The following is a 25,005-nucleotide window of genomic DNA, read 5'->3' as shown; positions in this document are numbered from 1 at the left end:
TCATCACCAGTACAACTAATAGCAACAAGGATTTACCATGTTGAATTTTACCGGTGAGTTGGTCTTTGGCCATCGCGTTTTGAATTTTAATGTTAACGCCAATATTAATACCCTCACCCTTACTGCAACTACAGTAAAGAAAGGCTTTTTATATGCCTATCTGTATGACAGTAAGCAACAGTTACGTGCAAATTTGTTATTTGAAAAAGCCAGAAAAACCTTAATTTTAACGCCGGAATCTGCCTCACTTGGTGGTATTTCAGGTCATTTACCTCCAGGCGATTGGCAATTACATTTGTATAATCTTGAAGGTGAAACCAGAACGCCAAAAGCCATGTGCTATGCGATTGATGTTGAATTAAGTGAGCATATTGATCCCGAATATAGCAGTCATGAGAAATTGTTAGCAACGCAAACGCATGCTTGTTTAGTTGCCGATAAAGACGCTCCGCTTGATCACAGCATTCATTTTGATTACAACCACAGTAAAAATAATAACGCCGCTTGGTATCGTGGTGATTTACATGCCCATACGCAATTATCAGATGGGAATAATACCCTCGCTGCAGCAACCCAAATAGCCCAGCAACAAGCGCTCGATTTCTTTTTTCTCACCGAGCACAATATTTGTCACCCTGCACTGCCCGTTTGTGAACATACATTAATGTTACCTGCGATTGAGGTCACCACAGACCAAGGCCATTTTAATGTGCACGGCCCGCGCCGCACGCTCAATATGTTTAATGCCACTTATTCCAGTGCTGCATTGATTGAACAGGGACTCGGTCTAGTGGCACAAGGTGAAGGTAATATCAGTATTAATCACCCAGCGATGAAACCTTGGCACTGGCATTACGCAAATATCGCGCTAGAAAAAGTAAATACCTTTGAGGTCTGCTGTGACCCTACATGGTCAACATCACCCAAAGCCACTGAAGATGCATTAATCCTATTAACGCACATATGGAACAGCGGTCATCGTATCGCGGCTGTTGGTGGCAGTGACTCACACTTAGCGCCCCATGAACGCAATGCCAATGCAACAGAGCCATCTGTCTATGGTGATCCAAGTACATTTGTCTATGCCGATACCTTATCGGGTAACGGTATTTTACAAGGTTTACGCCAAGGTCATGTTTATCTAGAGCGTCAATGTGGGTTGGTTTTTCAACTTAATTCTGGTGCAGTCTTACCAGGTCAAGATGTCGGCACAAATATAGTCGATTATCATCTGGCGGTGACAGATAACAGCACGAGCTATTATGCAGAATGTATCGCTGACGGCAATGTGATAAAACGCATTAAACTCACGACCAAAAATATCCATTTTCAAGTGGATATGAGTACATATGCCTGGTTACGTATTGATATCCGCCGAGGTCGATTAGATGACCTTGCGGCGTCCGAGTTTGAGGGCGTCATAAACCCGATTTATAACGGTACACAAGCCATCTTTAGCCAGCCTTTAGTTGGTACTTGGGGCGAACTAATGGAGTTAATAAATAATAATGGAAATTAAAGGATTACTGTTCGATAAAGACGGAACATTACTGGAGTTTCATCAAATGTGGCTACACGTAGCGCAAGGCGCAGCGGCAGACACATTAATTGCCTACGTAGCAGAAAATAACCATGACGTTGATGACGTTGCATTGTTAGCGGCAATAGGTGTACGCGGTAATCATGTTGATAATCATGGTTTGCTTGCCTCCAACCCCGTCGAAGATACGGCTGATGCTTGGTATCAATTATTACAACTAAGCAGTGATAAGGCCCAGTTCAGCCACACGGTAAAACAACTTTTCAATAAGCAAGTTCAAGATAATCCCGCACTGATCCAATCATTGCCAGGTATTAAAGCGAAGCTGCTTACTCTAAAAGAACAAGGCTTCAAACTCGGCATTGCTACGGCGGACACTAAAGATTCAACTGTCTACAGTCTCGTGCAAGCTGAACTCTATGACTTATTCGATTATGTCGGTTATTCAGATGGTGATATCGCGCCAAAACCAGCGCCAGCACTACTTAATGCATTTTGCAATCGCTGCGATCTCACGCCACAGCAAGTCACCATGTTTGGCGATACGGTTTCTGATATGGAATTTGGCCGTAATGCGGGCGCTAGCACGGTCGGTGTTTTAACTGGGACTGCAACCGACGACGAATTACAGCCTTACGCTGATATTGTCCTGCATTCAGTTGCCGACTTTGACACAAGTTTATTAATGACGATTAATTTATAATAATAACAACTAATAATACGGAAATCACAATGGCTGAAGTAATACTACGTCAAGTAGAAAAAGTTTATCCAAATGGGTTCAAAGCCGTTCATGGTATCGACCTCACCATTAATGAAGGTGAGTTCATGGTGTTTGTTGGTCCTTCTGGCTGTGCAAAATCCACCACATTACGCATGATTGCTGGATTAGAAGAAATCAGCAATGGCGAGATCATGATTGGTAACAAGTGTGTAAATAATTTACCACCCAAAGACCGTGGCATTTCGATGGTATTTCAAAATTACGCGTTATACCCGCATATGTCTGTTTATGAGAATATGGCCTTTGGTTTAAAACAACAAAAAATCAATAAACGCGAAATAGAACGTCGCATTAGTGATGCTGCAGAAACCTTAGAAATCACTCACCTACTCGACAGTAAACCCGGTGAAATGTCAGGAGGACAACGCCAACGTGTCGCCTTAGGTCGTGCGATGGTACGTAAACCAGATGTATTTTTATTTGACGAACCCTTGTCAAATTTAGATGCTAAATTACGCGTTTCAACCCGTATCAGTATCGCCCAATTACACCAGAATTTGAAAGCCGAAGGTCAAAATGCAACGATGATTTACGTGACCCATGATCAGGTCGAAGCGATGACGCTCGGTGATCGTATTTGCGTGCTGGACCAAGGTCAGATCATGCAAGTTGATACGCCAATGAACTTGTATCATTATCCCGCCAATAAGTTTGTTGCAGGCTTTATTGGTTCTCCCGCGATGAACTTGATCCGCGCGACACTTGCTCAAGAAAACGACCTTACTTATGTGCAATTAGATAACGGTTCACAATTCGTATTACCAGCGAATAAAGCCGACAAAGTCACCCATAAAATAGGTCAACAAGTTTGGTTTGGGCTGCGCCCTGAACACATTTCAGTGATTACACCCTCAAAAGAAAATACATCAGAGCCAAAACAAAACGTTGAACTGACTTACATTAAAGTCGTAGAGTCGATGGGCAATGAAGTTTATCTCTATTGTACATTAGGGCAAGAACAGATTATTTCTCGCTGTCACTTTGATCTAAATACCAATATCCAACATAGCGAAAGTCATTTTATGCATTTCGATATGGCACACTGCCACTTGTTCGATATTGATAGTGAATTGGCATTGCTTAATTAGAGTAGCGTTAATTTCGCCATCATTTAATGTGCAATAACATTAGACGATAAAAAAGAGAAATACGACTCACGTATTTCTCTTTTTTTATCGATTAGAATTACTCTTTATTCGACTAAATCAAACGACCGTCACGCGGTGTAATTTACGTGGGCTATCGGCATAATCAATGACCGCATAATGCTGGGTGCTACGGTTGTCCCAAATTGCCACTGAATTTGGCTGCCACTTAAAACGAACCTGATACTCTGGTTGTCTTGCCATTGAAAATAATTTCGCTAACAACGCATGACTGTCATCACGGTTCATACCAATAATATAACGGGTGAACTGCTCGTTAATAAATAAGACTTCTTCACCTGTGTCTGGGTGACGCGTTATAACAGGGTGCGATACAGGCGGATTTTGTGCCGATACTGCAATCACCTCTTTTTGCCAATCCTCGGTGATCTCACTCGCTTCTATACCATCAAAGGCAAATAACGCATGCATGGCAGATAGCTCTCGCAGCAGTACTTTATCTTGTTCAGGTAAATCCCGAAATACAGCGCTCATCGAGCACCACAAGGTATCACCACCGCAGGCAGGCACATATTGCGCGTGAAGAATAGACGCTTTAGAAGGTTGCTCTCGCCAGGTTAAATCGGTATGCCAAAAACTTTCTAATGGTGGCTTACCGCTAACGGTTTCAATAACACTGACTTGTGGCGCTTGCTCTACATAAGGGAAAAAAGGATGTACTGGCTCTAATTCCCCAAAACGGGCAGCAATAGTTAACTGTTGCTGCGGTGAAAAAGCTTGCTCACGAAAGAAGATCACTTGATGGGTAAACCACGCTTGATACACAGCTTCAAACGTACTGTCATTACAAGTGGCTAAATCAACGTCATGGATCAACGCGCCAATATGAGGAGTAAGCAGTTCAATCTTCATTATGCCTACTCTGCAGCAGTCTTGGTAATAATATCCGAGTCAATGATGACTGCATTGTTTGTTACAATATCAGTCTCTGTCAGTGCCGTTTTCACCTTTTCTGTTAAGGTAATAATTAGCTGGGCTTGCTCATCATTACGGGCTTGTTGCTGTTCAAGTTTATTATGCAATGCATCATTAAAATACGTGATTTGCTCAACATAGGTAAGGCTAGAAATATCTTCTGAAAATAAATTAAATGCCACTGTTGCAATCGCATCGCGATAACGTAACGCGATCTTTTCACCGTCAGAACGATCAACACTGTTGATCCACTTCACTTCTGTGGTGACGTTGTTGGCGCGGCGTAAATCGTCTTCCACTTTAGTCACGATATTTTCGATAATATGTTGCTTTCGCGGAGCAAGCACAATCGCATCATTCAACTGCTGCACGCTCTGTTGTATTTGGGCATATGTTTGTGGGATCAGGTTTTGATCCATTTTTTTCATTTTCTTTACCAATGGCGTGTAGTAATTACTTTTAACAATTCGGATCTCGAGTTGTAATAAACGTGCTTGCACAGCCGTACTGCGTTTTTCATAACCGTCAGTTGAGTCATCATCTTCAATGTCCGCAATTAAATCAGCCGTACTTTCGTTAATATCATTTAATGCATTTTGCCATTGCCCATGAACTTGTGGTGATAAATATTCAATGTCAGCTAACTGCTGCGCTAAAAATACCGATACCAGTTGTTTAATACGCACAGCTTTATCTAATGCTGCTTGCGCCTCTTCAATTTTATCGATTACTTTGCTTTCCGAGGGACCGCCAAAAAATCCTTGGTCATTGGGATCAAATCTCGCCACCAGTGTACGCATCGTTCGGACATCGGAATTTACATCTCCCCAACTGTCTGGTGCAAAGTAAACATAGTTCTGTTCTTTTGCCGCTTGGTATTGCTGCTCAACATGTTCAGCCAGCGCTTTAATTTTTTGTATCGCTAGCGCAGCCTCATCCATGACTACAACATCATTGGTATTATGAACATTTTGTTGCGTTGATTCAGTCGACGCACAGCCTGATAATCCAGCAGCCGATATAATGATCGCCGCACACAGGGTTTTCTTCATTTTGTTCATCCAATCCAATACATTATGTTGTCATAAACATCAATACTACCGAACACACAGCACGGTAACAATACAAAAACATGAAATGTGATGCCTAATAGCGCAACAGTAACTACAACGCCCCACACCCCCCACGCTAAAGTAGTCCAGTTTTATTTATTTGATATGAGATTAGATTAGATTGATTTATCTTTAAAATTAGCGTAGTCAGCGCTACAAACAGCCAATAACACTACGTTACAGCCTGCTTTTTATACAATACTGTGTAGAAACTCTTACATTCACTTACAACACACGACACTATAATTATGTTTTAATTAGCTGTTTATTTCAAAAAATTAGGATCGATGAACAAATGAATCAAAAAAAAGTACCTAACAACGCCGGTAAACCCGGATATACAGGTATAACACGAATTATTAAAGCCACCGGATATTCATATCTAGGATTAAGAGCTGCATTTAAATACGAGTCCGCGATAAGACAAGAATTACTATTACTGGTCATTTTCACGCCTATAGCTCTGTTATTAGACATCAGTAATGTTGAAAAAATATTGCTCGTTGCACCATTAGTACTCGTGTTCATTGTTGAATTATTAAATTCGGCTATTGAAGCAGTTGTTGATCGCATTGGCACAGAACATCACGAATTAAGTGGTCGGGCGAAAGACATCGGCTCAGCGGCCGTGTTTGTCACTCTGTGCTTAACGGCATTCATTTGGTTTATGATAGTGATACTATAACGATGAAAAACATACTTAACGCTCAACAAAATAGCTCAATCTCGAGCCTTAATATTAGTACCAATACATTACGTAAGTTTCGTATTAATATCAGCATGACCAAGTTTTTATTGCTGTATTCGTTGTATTTTGGCTTTGTTCTCAATGTACCAATCATCTCACGCTTAATTGAGATTACCGCAGATACCAACAATTGGTTATTTGTTTATACTGCACCCCTCTTACTAAGCAGTGCTTTTGTCATTATTTTTTCGTTATTTGCGATCCCTTATTTTGCCAAGCCATTCTTTATTTTTGTACTCGTGTCATCCGCCGCAGCTTGCTATGCGACATTAAAATATGGCGTGTTATTTGATTATACAATGATTGAAAATGTGATGGAAACCAATACTGGTGAGATGTCATCGTATGTCAATTCAAGTTCGATCAGTTATCTGTTGTTGGTTGGTATTCTTCCCGTAATATTAATTGCATTAATAAAATTTAATACCCAAGAGTCATTACTAAAACGTGCTTTCAAAAGACTGATGTTGGTCTTATCTGCCATCGTTGTATTGGTTTTAATCGCAGCATTTTTTTATAAAGACTATGCTTCTGTAGGCCGCAATAACTCTTATCTCAATAAAATGATTGTGCCTGCACATATTTTTAATAGTTTTAAATACATAAAAAATGAATTCTTTACAGAAAAGCTAGCTTATAAAACGCAAGGTACAGATGCAACTCTACCCGTAGCAATCAATGGTAAGCCTACCTTAATGGTATTGATTGTTGGTGAAACCGCACGTTCCATGAATATTGGTTATAACGGTTATTCACGTAATACCAACCCTTACACACAGGATATGGGGATTATCTCGTTTCAAGATGTTTCATCTTGCGGTACGGCAACAGCACACTCATTACCTTGCATGTTCTCAAATCTAGATCGCAACAACTATAATAAAAACCGAGCTAACAGCCAAGATAACGTACTTGATGTATTAACATATGCAAACATAGATACGCTATGGAAAGAGAATGATGGAGGAGATAAATCAGTAGCGAAAGGGGTTACTAAAATCACTATCGATACCGATAAATATACCGATGTGTGTAATGGCTCCACCTGCTATGACGAAGTCATGTTAAAGTCATTTGATGATGAAGTCGCGAAAATGAAAGGCAATAAATTAATCGCCATGCATCTGATTGGCAGCCATGGTCCGACATATTGGCAGCGATACCCGGCGCAAAAAGAACTATTTACGCCATCATGTAATCAGAGTGATATTGAAAATTGTACCGACGAAGAAATCGTTAATGTCTATGATAATACGATCGCTTATACCGATTACGTGATTGCGGAAACAATTAAGAAACTGCAAAGCTATTCAAAAGATTATAACGTCGCTCTGATGTATCTGTCTGATCACGGAGAATCATTAGGCGAAAAAGGGTTATACTTACACGGTACGCCTTATACGTTCGCTCCTGAAGAGCAAACTCAAGTACCATTATTCATGTGGCTACCGCAACAATATGCTGACGCGAAAGGCATTGATAAACGCTGTTTAATAGAAAAAGCAAAAACAGAAACGTTCTCTCACGATAATTTATTCCACACTTTACTTGGATTGTACGGTGTCGAAAGTGACGTGATTAACCCACGTTTAGATATTACCGCAAGCTGCCGTTTGTAGGTAACAAGTGACCCAACTAATAGTTGGGTCACTAATTACAACTGACTAAGTGCTTATACTAGTCGTCTTCTAACTAACGCTAACATACCTAAAGCAAGTAAAGTAATCCAATTAATAGCGCCGCCTTTACCAGCAGAACTTCTATTCGTAGAATTACCATCAGGTCTAGTAGACTCACCAGTAGAGTCACCAGTAGAGTCACCAGTAGAACCACCAGTAGAGTCACCAGTAGAGCTACCAGTAGAACCACCAGCTACCGAGTGAGTAAAATTACTGATCATAATTCGGTCATCGCCATACGAATTATATGAATTTTTCCTATACTCAAATACAACCGTATTATTATCTCTAGGTAAGCCAATAGTAAGCTTACCAGACTTAATACCACTCACTCCTCCATACAAATGACCATTAATATATATATTAAAATAATCATAGTATTCTTGAATTGAGATATCGACATTAAAAGATAACGTCCCTGCAGCTAATCCCGTAATCGCTAATTGCGCGAACTCATTGTAACCCAACACTGGTGCTTCAATTGAGCTACCATTCTTAAACCATAAATTTGCAGAAGAATATATGCCACTGTTCGCAACAGAAACCATATTACTAACATCTGTAGACGCTGTTCCCATACCAATATATGACACCTTTAGATCGAGGTTAGGTGTTTGCACAAGATCTGTAAGCATCCTGACCGATACCTCTCCAAAACTTTCTCTGGCATTGTAATTAATGGTTACAGCACAACTAGCATTAACAGCTATTACGGAACAAGTATTCGCTGTTATTGAAGCATCATAGGCCTGCACCTGAACTCCGGACGTTCTAATCGTTTTTGCTGTATTATTGTGAATAGTGAAAGTATGCGAATTGGCACCTAAAGGCTTAACCCCTACAAACTCTGACTGACGGTAACTGAATCCTTGCATTTTTCCTGCAATCCAATCTGAAAAATGGCTCACATTAGCATAAACACCGTAGTTTCCGGCTTCTGCACACCCATAACCCCAACTCACAATACCAAGTTGTTCATAACCGTTACCACTGGCTACAACGATTGGCCCACCACTGTCACCCTGACAAGAATCATAACCACCATTAAGGTATCCAGCACAAAATGCATTATCTTTTGAACTGACATCACCTGGACATAGCGCTTGTTCGACTAGCGGTACGTCAACTTGATATAGCTCATTGTCAAATTTCATGTTTTCTAGCCCGGGCTTTGGATCTTGATCTCCCCACCCCATCACAGTTAACATATCGCCCGTTGAAAGATTATGACGTAACTTCCTATCAGCCAAATTAACGGCTGTATAATTTACCTCGCGCTCAAGTTCTAAAATAGCAATATCATTGCCATCCGATGCATCCAAGTAGCTTTCGTGAACATAAACTTCTTTAACACTGTATCGACGTGCAGCAGCATCAACCTGAGTTAGATCCGAAATACCAATAACGGCATCCAGATCTGCCCCCTCCATATCCTCTACACAGTGCGCCGCGGTTAATATATAGCGCCCCCCTAAGAAGCTCGCCCCACAAAAGTGACCTTTATCTATATCCCGATTTTTATGGACTAAAGCCACCATAAATGGCCAGTTCCCACTCGCACTTTTTTCTCCATTAATAATTCTGGGTTCCATGTTCTCTGTGGCATGAACCTGACTTAGCGATAGGGACGCTAAAATCAACAATGAAAGTATTTTATTTAAATGCATTACCTAGTCCTTGGCTTAGTTATTAACTATTGATTATATTAATAATTATAAATAATACATTACATTAGTGAAAATACTCTAACGAAACAGCAACATTTCAACCCAGACGGTAAACAAATATGTATATATATGATTATCATCTCGTTTTATGATAAAGCTGACCTTTTGATTATCTACACTGAATCCTCTTTTTGTTGATGTAATAACGCTTCAAACTCTTTAGCGGGCACTGGTTTACTGTAAAAATAACCTTGTCCATATTCACAATGCATTGACCTCAAATAATCCGCATGCCATTGGTCTTCAATTCCCTCTGCGACTACTTTTAAGTTAAGTGCTTTCGCCATCGCAATGATCGCATTGACCAGCTCACGATCAGAGTCACTTTCATGCATGTTTTGCAAAAAAGCGCGGTCTATTTTTAATTTATCAAAGGGGAATTTTTGTAAATAACTCAGTGCCGAATAACCCGTACCAAAATCATCAATCGAGAGCTGCATGCCCATCGCTTGCAGTTTATTAAGTAAGGAGACCACTTCGTCGTTGTGATTGAACAGCAAGCTTTCGGTAATCTCAATATCCAACTTATCCGCAGGTAAACCAGATTGCATTAATCCAGCGTTAATTTTCTCGAATAGCTTATCGCAATGTCTAAATTGCACACTCGAAAAGTTAATGGCGATATGTAACGGTGTGATCTTTTGCCATTCAGCAGCCTGCATACAAGCTTTGTTAATCGCAAATTCACCAAGTAAGTGTATTAAGCCATTTTTCTCAGCTAAAGGAATAAATTCATCCGGTGATATAAAACCAAACTCGGTATCATGCCAACGCATCAAGGCTTCAGCACCAATAATTTGGTTGGATGCTAGCTCAATAATCGGCTGATAGTAAATTTCGAGCTCATCGCGCGCAAGCGCTTGACGTAATCGGCCATCGAGATCTAACGTACGCTGTAAATCAGCACTCATCGCCGCGTTATAAAAACTGAAGGCATTACGCCCATCTTGTTTGGCTCGATACATGGCAGTATCAGCACTGGCAAGTAACTGTTGCACATTATTACCGTCTTGAGGATATACCGACATACCAATGCTGGTAGAGATAAACAACTCTTGGTTTTTCCAGATAAAAGGATCATCAAATAACGACAATACCCTAGCCGCTAAGTATGTTGCCGAATCCAAATTGTTCAGTTCGGGGATAACTAATAAGAATTCATCGCCACCTAAACGGGCGAGAACGTCGGTATCACGTATAGAATCCAGTAATCTTGCGGTACTCTGCATCAAGACCTGATCACCAGCAGAATGCCCTAAGGTATCATTGATCTGTTTAAAATTATCAAGATCAATAAACATGACTAATACGTTAGTATTCGATCTTTTTGCTCTTACTAATTCTTGCTCCAAGCGGTCATTGCCACAATTTCGATTGGGTAACCCAGTCAACGCATCATGCGTGGCTTGATAAGCCAGCTCTTGCTCTGAAGCCTTTCTTTTTTCAATCTCTTCTATTAACAATTGGTTTTGAGTCGATAAGATCCGTCGTTGTTTATGACTTTCTTCAAATTTGGTTCTTAAAATAACATTTGCGTTATTAATCATGAATGTATAGAAAAGCCCAAACACAACAGGCACGGCAAGAAAAGACAGACCTGCGATAAACCAACCCGAAGTGAAAATATCTTTTTCATTGACGGGTTCAAACCAACTTCTTAATTTAAAGGGGGTATTTTCAATTTCCATTTCAAAATAAATTTTATTGGCGAGCACATTTTTATCATCCGATTGTGGTTCCGTTGTTAATGAATCCCAGATAAAAATATCACCATCCGCCGTAATTAAATCCATGCGGCTTCGACTGTCTACATGCTCCTGTGCCGTCAGCTGTGAAACGATCACTTTCCTGTTCAAATCAGCAACCAAAAAAGCGACCGGTTTACCTGCGTATTCAACACGTTTAACCAGTTGAATATAAGGACACTTATCATTTTGAACTACGCGAATGGTCAAACTCTGTTCGCGAATATGTGGCATATTGACCCTATCGAACGCGGTATCTGGGTTCTTTTCCGTATCCGCAATAACAGTGCCATCATAACCAACAAGCACCAAGCGTTGATAAACCGATTGTTGACTTATTTCAGTATTATCGATGAGGCGGTTCAGTTCCCTATTAAGGTTAAATAAACTCGCACCTAAGCCATATTGCATTGACATACCTGATGCCAAATTCGCAAAATAGGTCAACATTGATTTATCATTAGCAAGATCCGTTAACTCATCATTCGTCACATTGAAAAAATTTTCCAACATATTGGTGTAACTTTGCACCTTCAGATTAAGTTCTCGTTGCTGTGACTCTTTCAATCGTGTCTGTCCAAAATTGGTTACAGCCAAAATAGATACTAAATACGCCGCAAGTAATACCGCCGCAATAATAATTAAACGGCTACTGGATAATTTCCGCTTCAACTTTTTCATCGGCCTAACTTATGACAGTGGTTAAAATAATCGCGATAGAAATCAGACACAGATGGATAATATTTCTCAACTAATTGTAGATAAGTCCCATCTTTTTTTATGTCATCTAAATATTGATTAAACGCTTTACGTAACTCTGGCGAACTTTTTCTAAAGACAGCCCCCATTCTTTGTTCTTGTGACACTGGCCCTATCACTTTTATTTCACCGGGCCACTTTTCGAGTGCAATTAAGGTATCAGCAACATCAAGCAAGGTACTTTCTGCATCTTTATTCAAGATCGCCGGAACCATTTCATTCAAGCTCCGTTCAGTCGCGGGTAATATTATATTCGCACCCGTGCTATAAAGGTTATATAAATTAGGGTCTAGGCAAGAATGTTCCATCGCTAACACATCTCTGCCATTAATAAGCAGCTTCACTTTCTTAATGTCTTTATCAATCGAGTTGGTTGGCTGAATAGGGTGCAGATCTGAATCTGCACGTGCCACCAGCCATACTGCTGAGGGGAAATAATCATTTGAAAAATCAGCTAGTTCAGCACGCCAATCTAAAATAGTGACACCATTAGCAATGATATCGCCTTCTATTGTGCATTCATCGCCAATGATGGTTTTATTATTTTCGAATTGCGCATGTTGACCGGTTAATTTACCTATCACGTTGTTCCATTTTGCTGGTACATATTGGTACTCAACACCCAGATATTCTGCAAAACCTTTCACCAGTTCCACATCCATTCCGCTTAACAATTCAAAGTCATCTTTTTTAATATAAGACACAAAATTTGCGTAAGGTACGCCAATATGACGTAACACACCTTGTTTTTTTATATCTTGTAAATCAATAGCCAAGACACCTTGACTAAAAATCATGGCTGAACCCATAAACAAAATATTCTTTATCGTATTTTTAAATTTTGTAACTCTCATCGACATACTCTATCTCATCGGCTCTAATTTAAAGAGAGCGCCCAGTTCGACTGGACGCCTAAGTATTAAGCCATGCGTTTGTATAGCTTCTTAATCGCGTTAACTAAACCTCTCACATCTTTTTCATCGTGAAAAAGGTGTGTAGAAATTCTTAACGCATAAGTGTTAGCGGTATCTTCTTTATACAATTTAAAGTTGGTTGTGCGAATGATGTAGCCATAGTGATTGCGTAACCGATCTCTAAACTCAGTCAGTCGCTCATCATCTTCTAACTCAAATGGATTGAATGTTGTTAAACCACTCGCTAGCGCGTCAACGTTTGGAGAAAATAGGTAGGCATTAGGCAACGCCTCGGCCAATAATGATTTGCACAATGCGCTTAAATCTAACACGCGTTTTTCAATACGCGCTCGACCAATGTCATCCCACATTTTACAGCTATCAACCAAGGCTTGTTTCGCTGGGTAATTATCATTACCTATGTACTGCATTTGATAACAAAGGTAATCAGCATGCGATAATGATGAATTAATAATCCAAAGCGGATTAACACGGTCACTCCAGTATTCATTTAAACGCTGTGCATTATCACGCACATATAAAATGCCGGTCGCACCTGGTCCACATTGCCATTTATGACCAGAACCCGCATAAAAATCACAATCCATATCGTGAAAATCCAAATCAAGCATACCGATCGAATGCGCGCCATCGACGAGTGTTGGTACGGCATATTGCGTTGCTAATTCACAAATACGTTTTGCTGGCAGCTTTGTACCGGTTTTGTAGGTAATATGAGAGAACACAATCAGACGAACATTCGGGTTTTGATTCAATGCAGTTCGGAATGCTTCAACATAATCCTCTTCTGTCACTGTTTCAAACCCAGTGTAAACAGGAAGCTGAACTTCCACTATTTTCACTCCAAAGCGCTGTTTAGCAATCTTCATTGGTGTTGTCGATGCCATATGTTCATGGTGCGTAGTCAGAATAACATCACCTTCTTCAAAGTGAAGACCGTTGATAATAGAACATATGCCATCGGTGGTGTTACGGCTCAACACGATCTCATGGGCTTCAGCGCCAAATCCCGGCGCTACATCAGCGACCATCTCTGACATATATGGCCAAGAGCCAAAACGTGCATCCATATCCCATGGGTATTTCGCCACGGCTTTATTATTGTCATTAAATCCTGCTAGTACATGCCTTGGCATTGAGCCTGTTGTACCCACATTCATGTAGGTTGTTCTTTTATCTAACACAAACTGTTTCTGAACTTTATTCCAAAAATTTCTGTTATGTCTATTATGTGTATTATGTGTATAGGGCAACCAATCAGGATCTAATTCTGATGCAAATACTGAACCACCAAGCCCTACAACCGCCACACTGGCCGCTGTACTTTTAAGAAATTTACGACGATTAAGGTTTTTAGGCCCTTGATCTATATTGTTCATCCACTTAATTCCTTGTTAAAACATTAATACAGACATAGTTAATAATGCTCATTATAAGTATCACTAACAAAATTTCGTGCTATTTTATTAGAAAATATAGATATATTAAATCATCAAGATCAAATTATTGTTGTTTATTCACAAGCGGTTAAGATTCAGGCAGTTCATTTATTTCGGGTGAAAGTTGGAGATTAGAAATGACAAAGCCCCAACATAGGTGAGGCTTTGTCATTATTTTAAATGGTATTAAACCCAAGCCCCTACCGGTGGCTGTATTGCGAGTAATCCTTTCGTTCTACGTATTGCTTTTCGACCTCGAGATTGTTTATTTAGATGCGACTTATTAACGGCAACCGATTGGCTTAAAACCTGAGAACTACGCATAATTCCCTCCTCGGCTTTCTCCATGCCGTTATCACTATTCATCTCAACCGAACGCATGTAAGCACTATCAAGCTCAACGCCTCGGGATAAATCATCATGATAAGTTCCATTAGAAAAGTTCACATCGACCGGAATTCGCCAAAGCTCTTCTGCCATTTTTCTATAATCGTCTTCTAAAGAATTTAATGACATAAGCGCATGCTCACTGCAGCGTATAATTGCCACTGTATTTAAATTTCTATCTAGCTTTTCATTTTTGCGTATCTGGTATTTTTTTGTTGTCAGGTGATGGGCAAAACCATCCCATAAGATCACTTTAAGAGCAACCGGGTTAACGGTTGCGCCCAGTTCTGTTGAAGCCCCTATCCCCGCGGTCGCACCTGATGCAATTTTAAATTTGATATCTCCAGACGTTCGAACCGATGCTTCAATTTCAGCTGTTATACCTATCCCCGCCGACACAGATCCTGAAACCTTCACCGATGCTGCATTGATTCCTCGCGCTTTAAAGGTAACGGTACTCGAGCCTGTAGCTTTTAGTCCCGCAAAAGCACTTGCCCCCAGCTTTCCGACAATTATTTCATCTTTTCCATAAATGTTATTTGAGTTCAGCGTAGCTGACGCTGAGGCCTTTACCTCTGCACCAACAAACAGTTCAGCTTCATTGGTCATGGCCATAATCTGACCCACAGTAAGCTCATGCTTAACGGTAATTTTTGCCCCAACCATTGCTGCAAGTTCTGCATTTACACCTAAATCAATACCGGGTATCAATTGCATGGAATCAGAAAAACCGCTCTTATTCGTGGTCTTTTTTGCTTCGTCAATTTTAGCACTAGCACTTGCGTAACTCACGTCGTTTATCTTAGCGCTAGCACTGACTTTGGCCTTAAAATCACTACCAATTAATGCGTTTGTAGTTATTTTATTACGCATTATATTAGCAAAATCCCACTCTTTAATTACTTCAACTTTCAAACCTGCAAAAAGCTCGAAATTTGCATCAGCAGATAAGCTATTACCCTTTGCTTCTGCACTCGCTTTAGGTGAGGCTGTAGCCTGAAATACACTCTGACGACATTTGTAGTCATTCAGAATTGTCCATACCTGCTCACTGAACCGACTTCGCTCATTATAGGCTTTCTCTAAAGAGGATATCTGAGCGTCAAGAATCTGAACCTGTAAACGACCTAACTCACCTTGGGCAATAATATTCGGTTTCATCATTTCAGCTAAACGTTGCTTCTGAAAAATAAAATTAAAAAACGTTCGATTAACACATTTATCTCGAATCGCTTCATGCGGTGTTCGACTCGGTCTAACCACTTTAACCTGTTGAGGGAAATGACGAACAACAGAAGAAACAAGACATTGCCACGTCGGATCTTCAGTAATCGCTGATACACCATATTCATATGCACTACTGCTTCCCTTGTGGTGTCGGTATTTCATTTTTTCAAGTAATGAGTAAACACCATCAATCCCTCTTTGTAGAGAAGGAAGCGCCCTAATTGCATTTTTTTTCCCGTACGAATTTTGTAATCGGTCTAACCATTTATTAAATTCGTTCGAGCATACACCGACCTTGCCTAAGTGGTTGTAGATAATACTCAGATCTAATTCTAAGTGGGATTGACTTTGAAGTGGCATATTAGCGATTCCTATTATATTGCCCATGGGGTATCGAGCTAGGAATAAAAACGTAACATATTATTTATTCTATTTCTTATATTCGGCCCCTTCCCTTACAACGTCTTACACCCTCTTACAACAAACGTAGTTTTATTGAACTTTACAATGACAAATTACAGATAGGTATTTTATAAAAGCGTCGAATACTTAGAGTCCGTTGAGGTTTGGAGGGGGTGGCTAAGTCAAATTCATCAAGCGTCATATTGGTCGTCAATTTCATCCTGCAAAGCGTCGAGCTGTGCCAAAATACCAAGGAACTTCTTACCAAACTCAGTCACATGATACTCTACTCGAGGAGGTAATTCGTTGTAGACTACTTTATCTAAGATACCGAATTCAACATTTCGTTTTAAACATTGATTCAATACTTTGGTGCTTAAGCCTTCTACGTTACGTACCATTTCACCCGGTCGATTAATGTCATGAGCCAGTAACTGATAGACAGTCAATGACCATTTGCAGCCATAAATACTTTCGACCATTCTTGCGCTATTTTCCGGCGCGGTTTTTCTTATAAATATTTTTTCGTTATTATTCATGAAGATGTACCAATAAGTACCTAGGTAACCGATTTGTACTTACTATTTAATAAGTGAATTAACTCCTAAGATTACCACATACGAAATCTTAGGAGAAAGAAAATGACATTTACTCAATCAGGTATTGCACTCATCATTGGTGGCACAAGTGGCATGGGATTTGAAACAGCAAAACAACTTGCAGCTCAACATATTCCAGTCACCATTGTAGGTAACAATATCGACAAACTAGACGCAGCTGTTTCAGAACTTAGTCAAATCGGTGACGTGACAGGCATTCAATTAAACCTCTATGACAACGACAGTGTCGCGCAATTTATTGACAATATCACCGAGCAGGATAAGAACATCGGTTACCTTGTTAATGCCGCGGGTTACTTTAATCCAAAACCATTTATCGAGCATACCGAGCAAGACTATGACCTTTACCATGAATTAAACAAAGCTACATTTAAGATCACGCAGGCGGTAGCTAAAAAAATGATCACCAATGGGGGTGGTAACGTGGTTAATATCGGTTCGATGTGGGGTAAGCAAGCCATTAAAGCCACACCTTCTTCTGCGTACTCGATGGCAAAAGCAGGACTACACGCTTTAACTCAACATATGGCAATGGAACTGGCCGAACATAATATTCGCGTCAATGCGGTATCGCCAGCGGTAGTGAAAACACCAATATATGAAACATTCATCAGTCCTGAAGATATGGATGCGACATTAGCAAGTTTTAACGCATTCCACCCAATCGGTCGTGTAGGCACACCAGAAGATATTGCCAACAGTATTTGTTTCTTACTGTCTGATCAAACAAGCTGGGTAACAGGTGCAATTTGGGATGTAGATGGGGGGGTTATTGCAGGTCGCAATTAAGGTTTAATTTATATTTGCGCCATGCCCCTGATAAAACAAAGCCCCAGCGTATTCTGAGGCTTTGTCATTTAAATAACATATTTACTTTAAAGCTATACACGGTATATAATAAGCCTACCTTATTATATGCCGCTTGAATCATGATACATTCTAAATTTGGATTTCTTAGCTATGAAATCAGTCACATCATTAGACAACGTTTTAACAAACAAGCCGAAAGTATGGGCATTACACATTCTCAGTGGCGAGCATTGGTTCACCTTTCTGAAAATGAGAATTGTCGACAAATTGATTTAGCAGATATTTTAAACGTGAAACCAATTACTCTAGCAAGACAAATTGATTTGCTAGAAGCGTTGAGTTTAGTCAAGCGAGTAAATGATAAGGAAGATAGACGAGTATTTCGTTTAAAATTAACGACAAAAGCCAAGCCTATTATTAAAGAACTGTGGAATATTGCAGATTCAATTGAAAATGAAATTTGCAATATTCTTTCTGATGAAGAAAAAGATATACTTTCTAAACTACTCATCACGATAAAGAAACAGATCAACTAATACGCTTATTTATTTAAACCAAAGGTACAGTGATGACGCCGCCATAACCATACGCCCCCCATTATTTAATCCATTTATATAACTTTCTCTACATAAAGTTAGGATTTTGCACGCCATTTATATGACTTTTTCTACATAAAGTTAGGTTTTTGCACGCCGTAAAATCATTATAAATTGAACTTTATCAGAAACACTGAGCATATCGATACACGATAATTTGCTCATTGTAATGACCCCTACGTTCCTGAAATACTTTGAACTGATCAATCTATCCTCGTATTAAGCGTGGCAAAAGACATCGTTTATTCGATTTTCTCGTACTTGCTATCTATGCAGTTATATCGGATGCATACGGCAGAGAGAATTTTGAATTTCTGATCTTAAAGCTGGATTAGTTAAGACGATACAGTTCATTTAAAGCAGGAATTCCCAGCATGGCACTATTGCCAGCGCTATTTATCGTTTAAAAGCACAATAAATTGAGTATACCTTGCAGGCAAGGATGTCGTCCTTTCCGCAGCCATTGGCTGTGAATGAAATAGCATAATGACACTCGATTTAATGGCTAATTAAAACAGAATACCCGTGCATAATCACATTATTTTAGTGATTAATATATGTATAAAAAAGGATAAGTATGATTTTTTCATCAACAAAACAAGACTGGTTTGGAAATGTTCGAGGAGATATTTTAGCCGGTATTGTTGTCGCCCTAGCGCTTATACCAGAGGCTATCGCGTTTTCTATTATTGCCGGTGTAGACCCTAAAGTCGGTCTGTACGCCTCGTTCTGTATTGCGACAATTGTTGCTTTTACAGGTGGTCGACCGGGAATGATTTCCGCAGCAACAGGGGCTATGGCTTTACTCATGGTCACATTAGTGAAAGAACATGGGTTAGAATATTTACTTGCCGTAACCTTGTTAACGGGTCTACTTCAAGTGTTCGCAGGTTATATTAAACTGGGCAGTTTAATGCGATTTGTCTCCCGTTCTGTGGTGACTGGTTTTGTAAATGCCCTTGCTATTTTAATTTTTATAGCCCAATTACCCGAGTTAACGAATGTCACTTGGCATGTCTACGCAATGACAGTCGGTGGGCTAGGCGTTATCTATTTATTCCCTTACATTCCAGTGATAGGGAAAAAAATTCCTTCTCCTTTAGTCTGTATCGTAGTACTTACCGTTTTATCGCAGGCTATGGGGTTAGATATTAGAACAGTTGGCGATATGGGTGATCTACCAGATGCTTTGCCTATTTTCTTATGGCCAGATGTACCGTTAACGTTAGAAACGCTGTGGATAATTTTACCTTATGCAATAGGTTTGTCAGTTGTTGGACTTTTAGAGTCTATGATGACAGCAACGATCGTCGATGACTTAACTGATACTAAAAGTGACCGAAATCGAGAATGTAAAGCACAAGGTCTTGCAAATATAGGCGCTGGTTTAATGGGTGGTATGGCTGGTTGCGCCATGATAGGTCAATCAATCATTAATATTAAATCGGGTGGTAGAGGTCGCCTATCAAGTTTAGCTGCCGGGGTATTCCTGCTTATTATGGTGGTTTTCTTGGGGGACTGGCTTAAACAAATCCCGATGGCGGCCTTGGTTGCAGTAATGATCATGGTGGCGATTGGTACGTTTTCTTGGAGCTCAATTAAAGATCTAAAAACACATCCGCTATCAACAAATATTGTCATGATTGCTACCGTGATCACCGTTGTTGGAACACATAATCTAGCCATTGGCGTATTTGTCGGCGTGTTACTTTCTGCGCTATTTTTTGCTAATAAAATCAGTCGTTTTATGGTTGTGAAAAATACAATGGTAGGACAACAAGTGCCGACTTATCAGGTAACGGGTCAGATATTTTTTGCGTCTGCGAATAAATTTGTTGATGCATTCGATTTTCAAGACGTCGTCGGTAAAGTCATCATCGATCTATCGCACGCTCACTTTTGGGATATTAGCGCGGTTGGGGCATTGGATAAAGTTGTCATTAAGTTCAGACGAGAGGGAGCAGACGTTAATATTGTCGGTATGAGCAAAGCAACAGCGACCGTGATAGATAAATTTGCAATTCATAATGATCCCGCAGCCGTTGAAAAAATGATGGCAGGTCACTAAGGAGAAGATAATGAACAAAATAATAGCATGTATTGATGGTTCTGCTTTAGCAAAAGCAGTATGTGAGACTGCAATTTGGGCATCAAAGCGCTTGAGTAACGGTATTCTCTTTCTTCATACAATCGAGAAACAACAACAACATGGTGCAGATGACTTAACGGGTTCTATTGGGCTAGGTGCTCGCTCAGCATTGCTTAACAAAATGGCAGAACTTGATGAGCAGCGTGGCAAAATTGAAATTCAGTTGGGAAATGACATGTTAGATGCTGCTGTAAATAGCGCTAAATCAGCAGGTCTTACAGACATTGAGCATAAACAACAACATGGCGATTTTGTTGATGCATTGGTTGCCTTAGAAGCAGATGCGCGCTTAATGGTTGTCGGACGATCTGGGGATGGACATCAAGGCGATTTTAAAGCGCTTGGTTATCATATTGAAACTCTCATTCGTCAGGTCCATACTTCGATCATTATTGCACCAAAAGATTTTATCGAACCGACTAACTTCATGTTGGCTTATGATGGGCGTGAAACAGCAGATACAGTAGTACAACGCATCATTCAAGGTGGGTTACTCAAAGGGCTGATATGTCATTTAGTCACAATTAAAAACAGTGAAGACGCACACAAGGAAAAATTTGAACAAGCCCAAGAGCTGCTTAAGCAAGAAGGTTTTAAAGTCATTGCCTCTTATATTGAAGGCGATATTTCCTCTTCGCTAATGAACTACAAAAAAGAGCATGATATTCAGCTTGTGGCGATGGGTGCATTTTCTCATTCCAAGGTGAGGAGCTTTTTCCTTGGTAGCAATACCATGCGTATGATTGAAAATTGTCGAGTGCCGCTTATTGTACTGAGATAATCAATAATAATCTGCGTTAAATTAGCAAATTATAACTTTGATTATATACGCTTATCAGCTAAATCCTTAGTTGATAAGCTTTTTTAGCTGCAGACGCAGGGAACATCTGCATAGCCCATAACAAATGGGTGAAACACTTCTTTACTAAACCACTATAATTTAAGGGCTCTATGAGAAATCGTGAAATGTTCCATTGGACACAAGAGGCGTATCTATACATCGACTTAATGTGTAAGCGTGAGTTCGTGCGAGGATTTAGAGCTATTGACGCCGAACGGTCCTTAGAAGAACTTAAAATTTTAGATGCAGGTTGCGGGACGGGGGCGCTTACCAGAGAGTTACGGGAGCATTTCGGACCGAGATCTATTTTTGGCTGCGACATTGAGAAGCAAAGCATTGACGAATGTAAAAATCAAAACCCGCACATTCATTATTTTGTCCACGACTTGCTTAAGCCAATGCAAACAGGCATTAAATTCGACCTCGTTATATTTTCGACCGCTATAGCACAATTTTCAGAAGCCGAACAATTAAAGGTAATCAATAACGTAAAAGCGCAATTGAACGAGGGTGGGTTTATTTGGATAACAGACGTAAATGACGACGCCACCAATAACCTTTTTAATCATTTAACCGTCAATTATCAGGTTATTTATAAAAATAAATACAGTAAACATCTATTTAATAAGTTCTTTATTTTCCCGCTAGCAAAACATTTACCGATCTCTTTATTACGTATAATTGACAACTTCAGCATAGGCTCCAATGTACTCACTCAAATCATTATAAAAACTTGAATTCGGTATAGAAAGTAGGAGTTTTAAGACTTAGCGCCAGATACAACAAATCCCCAACATGTGTTGAGGCTTTGTCATTTAGATATGGTGAGATTACTTAACGACAGTGGTATTAAAGCTTAAGCACGTTTTTTCGTTCCTCCCTGAACAGCTTTAAATCTGGGGTTGGCTTTGCAAATAACATAAACACGACCACGACGTTTCACAATTTGGCAATCAGGGTGTCTCTGCTTGGCGCTTTTAAGTGAGCTTAAAACCTTCATATCAAACCTCCTTTTGGCTCTTTGACCCACCAAAGCGACGATTAAACTGCGCCACACGCCCATCACTTTGGATCGTTTTTTGTTTACCCGTATAAAAAGGATGCGATTCGCTTGATACATCCAGTGGCACATAAGGATATGTTATGCCTTCAATTTCTACCGTTCTATTCGTTTTCAACGTTGAACCAACAATAAAATATTTATCTACTGCTATATCGTGAAAAGCGACTTTTTGATAATCCGGGTGTATGCCTTGTTTCATTACTACCTCAAGCGTTATGTTATAACATAACACTTAGTCTACCCGATTATTAATGAGAATCAATAACAATTAGAATCAATCTGCATTTACACCATTAAATTTATCAAACATATCTCTATCCCACGGACATATAACCACGACCATTCGAAATCCTGAGTTAGTATTTAAAATGGTCGTGTATATAAACCTGATCGAGAAAGGTTTATTTTTGAGAGTAACCAAAGATATCATTGTCGTTATTAGACTTACCGCTAACTTTTTCTTCTATATCCCAATGCTCTACTATTTTTCCTTCGTCATTAAAGCGAAAAATATCTATGTAGCCAGTGCCTAGATCACTTTTAATATCGAGGTTAGTTTGGCGTGAATGAACGAGAACCATATCGCCCATTGCGATCGTTTTAGCTATCTCCGTTTTTAAACGAACACCGTCAGAGGCCAAGCTTTTCAAATAATCAACAAGCGCTTGCGGACCATCTGCAACATAGGGGTTATGTTGGATATACTGCTCGGCAACAAAATTATCAACAGCAGAAACATTTGATGGATTATTAAATGACGCTAATATTGCCAGTGAACGTTCTCTGTTTTGCTCTTTGTTCTGTCGCGAATATATATCAGCGTCAGGGCCTTGATACATCGTATTTTTATTCGCTGATTCTGTAGGCACCTGCTGATAATGATCCCAGTGCTCGACTAACTTCCCTTTTTCTGTACGCCAAATATCGATATAGACATACACATCGCCACTGGTTGCTGTCCATGCTGAATGAATTGCAACATAAGGACCTTCTGCGATAGTGCGTAAAATTTCAACCTTAACACCTGGATCATTCGTCAACTCAAGCGCCACAGCTGAAATTAACTGTGCAGGGCCGTCACCATAGGCGGGAGCATGCTGCAAGTATGTTTCACCTACATATCGAGAGAAGTTATTAAGGTTTCGATACTTAATGACATCAAAGTAAAATCCCTGCGCTATTTCAACGGACTGTTCTGTCTGTTCGTCTATCATCTTAATTTGAGCAAAGCCCGGCGCCGCTAGCAATAATCCCAAACTAAGTGTCGCTGTAACTAAAGTTCGTTTTAATATCATTGTGAAATATCCATCTGTTGTTGTGAGATTAAAACGATTATGATTAGTCACATTGAATTAATAAATATCATGAGTTAAATACCACCTATGAAAAAAATCGATTACACGTCTTTAGATGTGCGCTTGCTACGCATGTTTATCAGCGTTTATGACTGCCAATCTGTCACGAAAGCGGCTGCGACATTGGAGTTGACACAATCAACCGTTAGTCACGGCCTTAATCAATTGCGCCAAATAGTACAAGATGATTTGTTTGTACAGTCTGGTAGAAGTATTACCGCGACACCAAAAGCAGATGTACTGATAGATAAAGCTCGTGAGATTATTGTCGCAATGCAAGATTTCGCCACCCCTGAGCAGTATAATCCCATGCTCGATACTTCTACCTTTACCATCGCGGCTAGCGATTATGAGATAGAAACCATTATCAAACCGTTACTGAAAAAACTTCGGGTACAAGCACCGTTGAGTACACTGCACATTGCCCCTGCACGAACGCAATCTCAGTGGGCGAATTTATTACGTTCAGGAGAGGTCGATCTCGTGCTATCTCCAACCTTAGATAGCAGTGAACTCGATCTAGTACAAACAACATTATTCAGTGATAGAGAAGTGTGCTTTTACGATCCAGAGTATCAGAGTGCCCCAAAAACATTAGCACAATACTGCCAATTACCGCATGCCATAATGTCATTTAATAACTCGCAGAAAACAGATATTGATGTGGACTTGCAGCGTTTTGGCGCCAAGCGAAAAATTGTTGCTAGTGCACCAAATTTTAGCGCCCTAGCCTCTTTAATTAAAGGCACTGATATTATAGCGACAATGCCTTCAAAACTGTCTGAATCATTATTCAAAGAATTCGCGCAAACCCCAGCACCTTTTGAAGTGCCTCCTTTTGAAATAGTAAAAATCTGGCATACCCGTAATCGCAATTCACAACGCCATATCTGGTTAAAAAATTTAATTGAATAAAGAAGACCGTAAAGTACCGGACATAAGGTTAGTTGAAGCTCCCCCACCTCGCTTCGCGCCCGACAAGTCGGGGAAGGAAGGGGATTCTTGT

General features: G+C 39.9%; 22 protein-coding genes. 11 read left to right on the top strand and 11 right to left on the bottom strand.

Features of this window, described 5'->3' with window-relative positions:
- Window positions 1–37 precede the first annotated feature (37 nt).
- Genes AKG98_RS19480 through AKG98_RS19470 form a run of 3 tightly spaced genes read left to right on the top strand, consistent with a single transcriptional unit; the run spans window position 38 to window position 3,412 of the window.
- Window positions 38–1,519, top strand: a complete 1,482-nt coding sequence (locus AKG98_RS19480) for a CehA/McbA family metallohydrolase (RefSeq protein ID WP_067049984.1) — start codon at window positions 38–40, stop codon at window positions 1,517–1,519.
- Window positions 1,509–2,243, top strand: coding sequence for an HAD family hydrolase (locus AKG98_RS19475; protein ID WP_067049981.1), 735 nt, complete (start codon window positions 1,509–1,511; stop codon window positions 2,241–2,243). Before AKG98_RS19480 ends, AKG98_RS19475 begins: the two co-directional genes overlap by 11 nt.
- 29 nt (window positions 2,244–2,272) lie before the next feature.
- Window positions 2,273–3,412 (top strand): ABC transporter ATP-binding protein, encoded by a 1,140-nt coding sequence (locus AKG98_RS19470; RefSeq protein WP_067049978.1) that lies wholly within the window; start codon window positions 2,273–2,275, stop codon window positions 3,410–3,412.
- 117 nt (window positions 3,413–3,529) lie between these two features.
- Here AKG98_RS19470 and AKG98_RS19465 read toward each other — a convergent pair whose 3' ends face one another.
- Together AKG98_RS19465 and AKG98_RS19460 are read right to left on the bottom strand one after the other, a co-directional pair.
- Complete coding sequence (locus tag AKG98_RS19465; RefSeq protein ID WP_067049976.1) at window positions 3,530–4,342, bottom strand: TauD/TfdA family dioxygenase; 813 nt, start codon at window positions 4,340–4,342, stop codon at window positions 3,530–3,532.
- A 5-nt stretch (window positions 4,343–4,347) separates the two neighbouring features.
- Window positions 4,348–5,457 (bottom strand): hypothetical protein, encoded by a 1,110-nt coding sequence (locus tag AKG98_RS19460; protein WP_067049973.1) that lies wholly within the window; start codon window positions 5,455–5,457, stop codon window positions 4,348–4,350.
- 355 nt (window positions 5,458–5,812) lie between these two features.
- On the opposite strand from AKG98_RS19460, the gene AKG98_RS19455 reads away from it, so the two are divergent.
- Window positions 5,813–6,202, top strand: a complete 390-nt coding sequence (locus tag AKG98_RS19455) for a diacylglycerol kinase (RefSeq protein WP_067049970.1) — start codon at window positions 5,813–5,815, stop codon at window positions 6,200–6,202.
- A 2-nt stretch (window positions 6,203–6,204) separates the two neighbouring features.
- Window positions 6,205–7,884, top strand: coding sequence for a phosphoethanolamine transferase (locus AKG98_RS19450; RefSeq protein ID WP_228140369.1), 1,680 nt, complete (start codon window positions 6,205–6,207; stop codon window positions 7,882–7,884).
- Window positions 7,885–7,937: 53 nt separating this feature from the next.
- Here AKG98_RS19450 and AKG98_RS19445 read toward each other — a convergent pair whose 3' ends face one another.
- From AKG98_RS19445 to AKG98_RS19420, 6 genes are all read right to left on the bottom strand, one after another.
- Complete coding sequence (locus AKG98_RS19445; protein ID WP_067049967.1) at window positions 7,938–9,611, bottom strand: trypsin-like serine protease; 1,674 nt, start codon at window positions 9,609–9,611, stop codon at window positions 7,938–7,940.
- A 173-nt stretch (window positions 9,612–9,784) separates the two neighbouring features.
- Entirely contained in the window at window positions 9,785–12,097 is a 2,313-nt protein-coding gene (locus AKG98_RS19440) for a bifunctional diguanylate cyclase/phosphodiesterase (protein ID WP_067049964.1), read from the bottom strand.
- The gene (locus AKG98_RS19435) at window positions 12,094–13,029 is read right to left on the bottom strand and encodes a transporter substrate-binding domain-containing protein (protein ID WP_067049961.1); all 936 of its coding nucleotides are present in this window, start codon (window positions 13,027–13,029) and stop codon (window positions 12,094–12,096) included. Before AKG98_RS19435 ends, AKG98_RS19440 begins: the two co-directional genes overlap by 4 nt.
- Before the next feature lie 65 nt (window positions 13,030–13,094).
- Window positions 13,095–14,489, bottom strand: a complete 1,395-nt coding sequence (locus tag AKG98_RS19430; protein WP_067049958.1) for an aminotransferase class V-fold PLP-dependent enzyme — start codon at window positions 14,487–14,489, stop codon at window positions 13,095–13,097.
- A gap of 246 nt (window positions 14,490–14,735) precedes the next feature.
- A complete protein-coding gene (locus AKG98_RS19425) occupies window positions 14,736–16,523 on the bottom strand; it encodes a hypothetical protein (protein WP_067049955.1) in 1,788 nt (595 codons plus the stop codon).
- Between the two features lie 233 nt (window positions 16,524–16,756).
- Window positions 16,757–17,104 (bottom strand): helix-turn-helix domain-containing protein, encoded by a 348-nt coding sequence (locus AKG98_RS19420; protein ID WP_067049952.1) that lies wholly within the window; start codon window positions 17,102–17,104, stop codon window positions 16,757–16,759.
- A gap of 102 nt (window positions 17,105–17,206) precedes the next feature.
- On the opposite strand from AKG98_RS19420, the gene AKG98_RS19415 reads away from it, so the two are divergent.
- The 5 genes from AKG98_RS19415 (at window position 17,207) to AKG98_RS19395 (ending at window position 22,318) form a co-directional block, all read left to right on the top strand.
- Window positions 17,207–17,974, top strand: coding sequence for an SDR family NAD(P)-dependent oxidoreductase (locus tag AKG98_RS19415; protein WP_067049949.1), 768 nt, complete (start codon window positions 17,207–17,209; stop codon window positions 17,972–17,974).
- Window positions 17,975–18,114: 140 nt separating this feature from the next.
- On the top strand, window positions 18,115–18,531 hold the full coding sequence (locus AKG98_RS19410; RefSeq protein ID WP_083544025.1) for a MarR family winged helix-turn-helix transcriptional regulator: 417 nt from the start codon (window positions 18,115–18,117) through the stop codon (window positions 18,529–18,531).
- Between the two features lie 637 nt (window positions 18,532–19,168).
- Window positions 19,169–20,659 carry a SulP family inorganic anion transporter gene (locus AKG98_RS19405; RefSeq protein ID WP_067049946.1) on the top strand — a complete coding sequence of 497 codons (1,491 nt, stop codon included), beginning with the start codon at window positions 19,169–19,171 and terminating at the stop codon, window positions 20,657–20,659.
- A gap of 10 nt (window positions 20,660–20,669) precedes the next feature.
- The gene (locus AKG98_RS19400; protein ID WP_067049943.1) at window positions 20,670–21,521 is read left to right on the top strand and encodes a universal stress protein; all 852 of its coding nucleotides are present in this window, start codon (window positions 20,670–20,672) and stop codon (window positions 21,519–21,521) included.
- 170 nt (window positions 21,522–21,691) lie between these two features.
- Window positions 21,692–22,318, top strand: coding sequence for a class I SAM-dependent methyltransferase (locus AKG98_RS19395; RefSeq protein ID WP_067049940.1), 627 nt, complete (start codon window positions 21,692–21,694; stop codon window positions 22,316–22,318).
- Window positions 22,319–22,437: 119 nt separating this feature from the next.
- Here the strand turns inward: AKG98_RS19395 and ykgO are convergent, their stop codons facing one another.
- The 3 genes from ykgO to AKG98_RS19380 all read right to left on the bottom strand — a co-directional run bounded on the left by ykgO (window position 22,438) and on the right by AKG98_RS19380 (window position 23,939).
- Window positions 22,438–22,581, bottom strand: coding sequence for a type B 50S ribosomal protein L36 (ykgO, locus tag AKG98_RS19390; RefSeq protein ID WP_006030112.1), 144 nt, complete (start codon window positions 22,579–22,581; stop codon window positions 22,438–22,440).
- Between the two features lies 1 nt (window position 22,582).
- On the bottom strand, window positions 22,583–22,843 hold the full coding sequence (locus AKG98_RS19385) for a type B 50S ribosomal protein L31 (RefSeq protein WP_067049937.1): 261 nt from the start codon (window positions 22,841–22,843) through the stop codon (window positions 22,583–22,585).
- Between the two features lie 202 nt (window positions 22,844–23,045).
- Window positions 23,046–23,939: a nuclear transport factor 2 family protein gene (locus AKG98_RS19380; protein ID WP_067049934.1), complete on the bottom strand. Its 894-nt coding sequence runs from the start codon at window positions 23,937–23,939 to the stop codon at window positions 23,046–23,048.
- 87 nt (window positions 23,940–24,026) lie between these two features.
- Between AKG98_RS19380 and AKG98_RS19375 the strand changes: the two genes are divergently transcribed.
- Window positions 24,027–24,914, top strand: a complete 888-nt coding sequence (locus AKG98_RS19375) for a LysR family transcriptional regulator (protein WP_198155573.1) — start codon at window positions 24,027–24,029, stop codon at window positions 24,912–24,914.
- The last annotated feature ends 91 nt before the right edge of the window (window positions 24,915–25,005 follow it).

This window comes from Moritella sp. JT01, assembly GCF_001574435.1.
In the GTDB taxonomy this organism is placed as follows: domain Bacteria; phylum Pseudomonadota; class Gammaproteobacteria; order Enterobacterales; family Moritellaceae; genus Moritella.
This window is presented reverse-complemented; position numbering and strand designations above follow the sequence as displayed.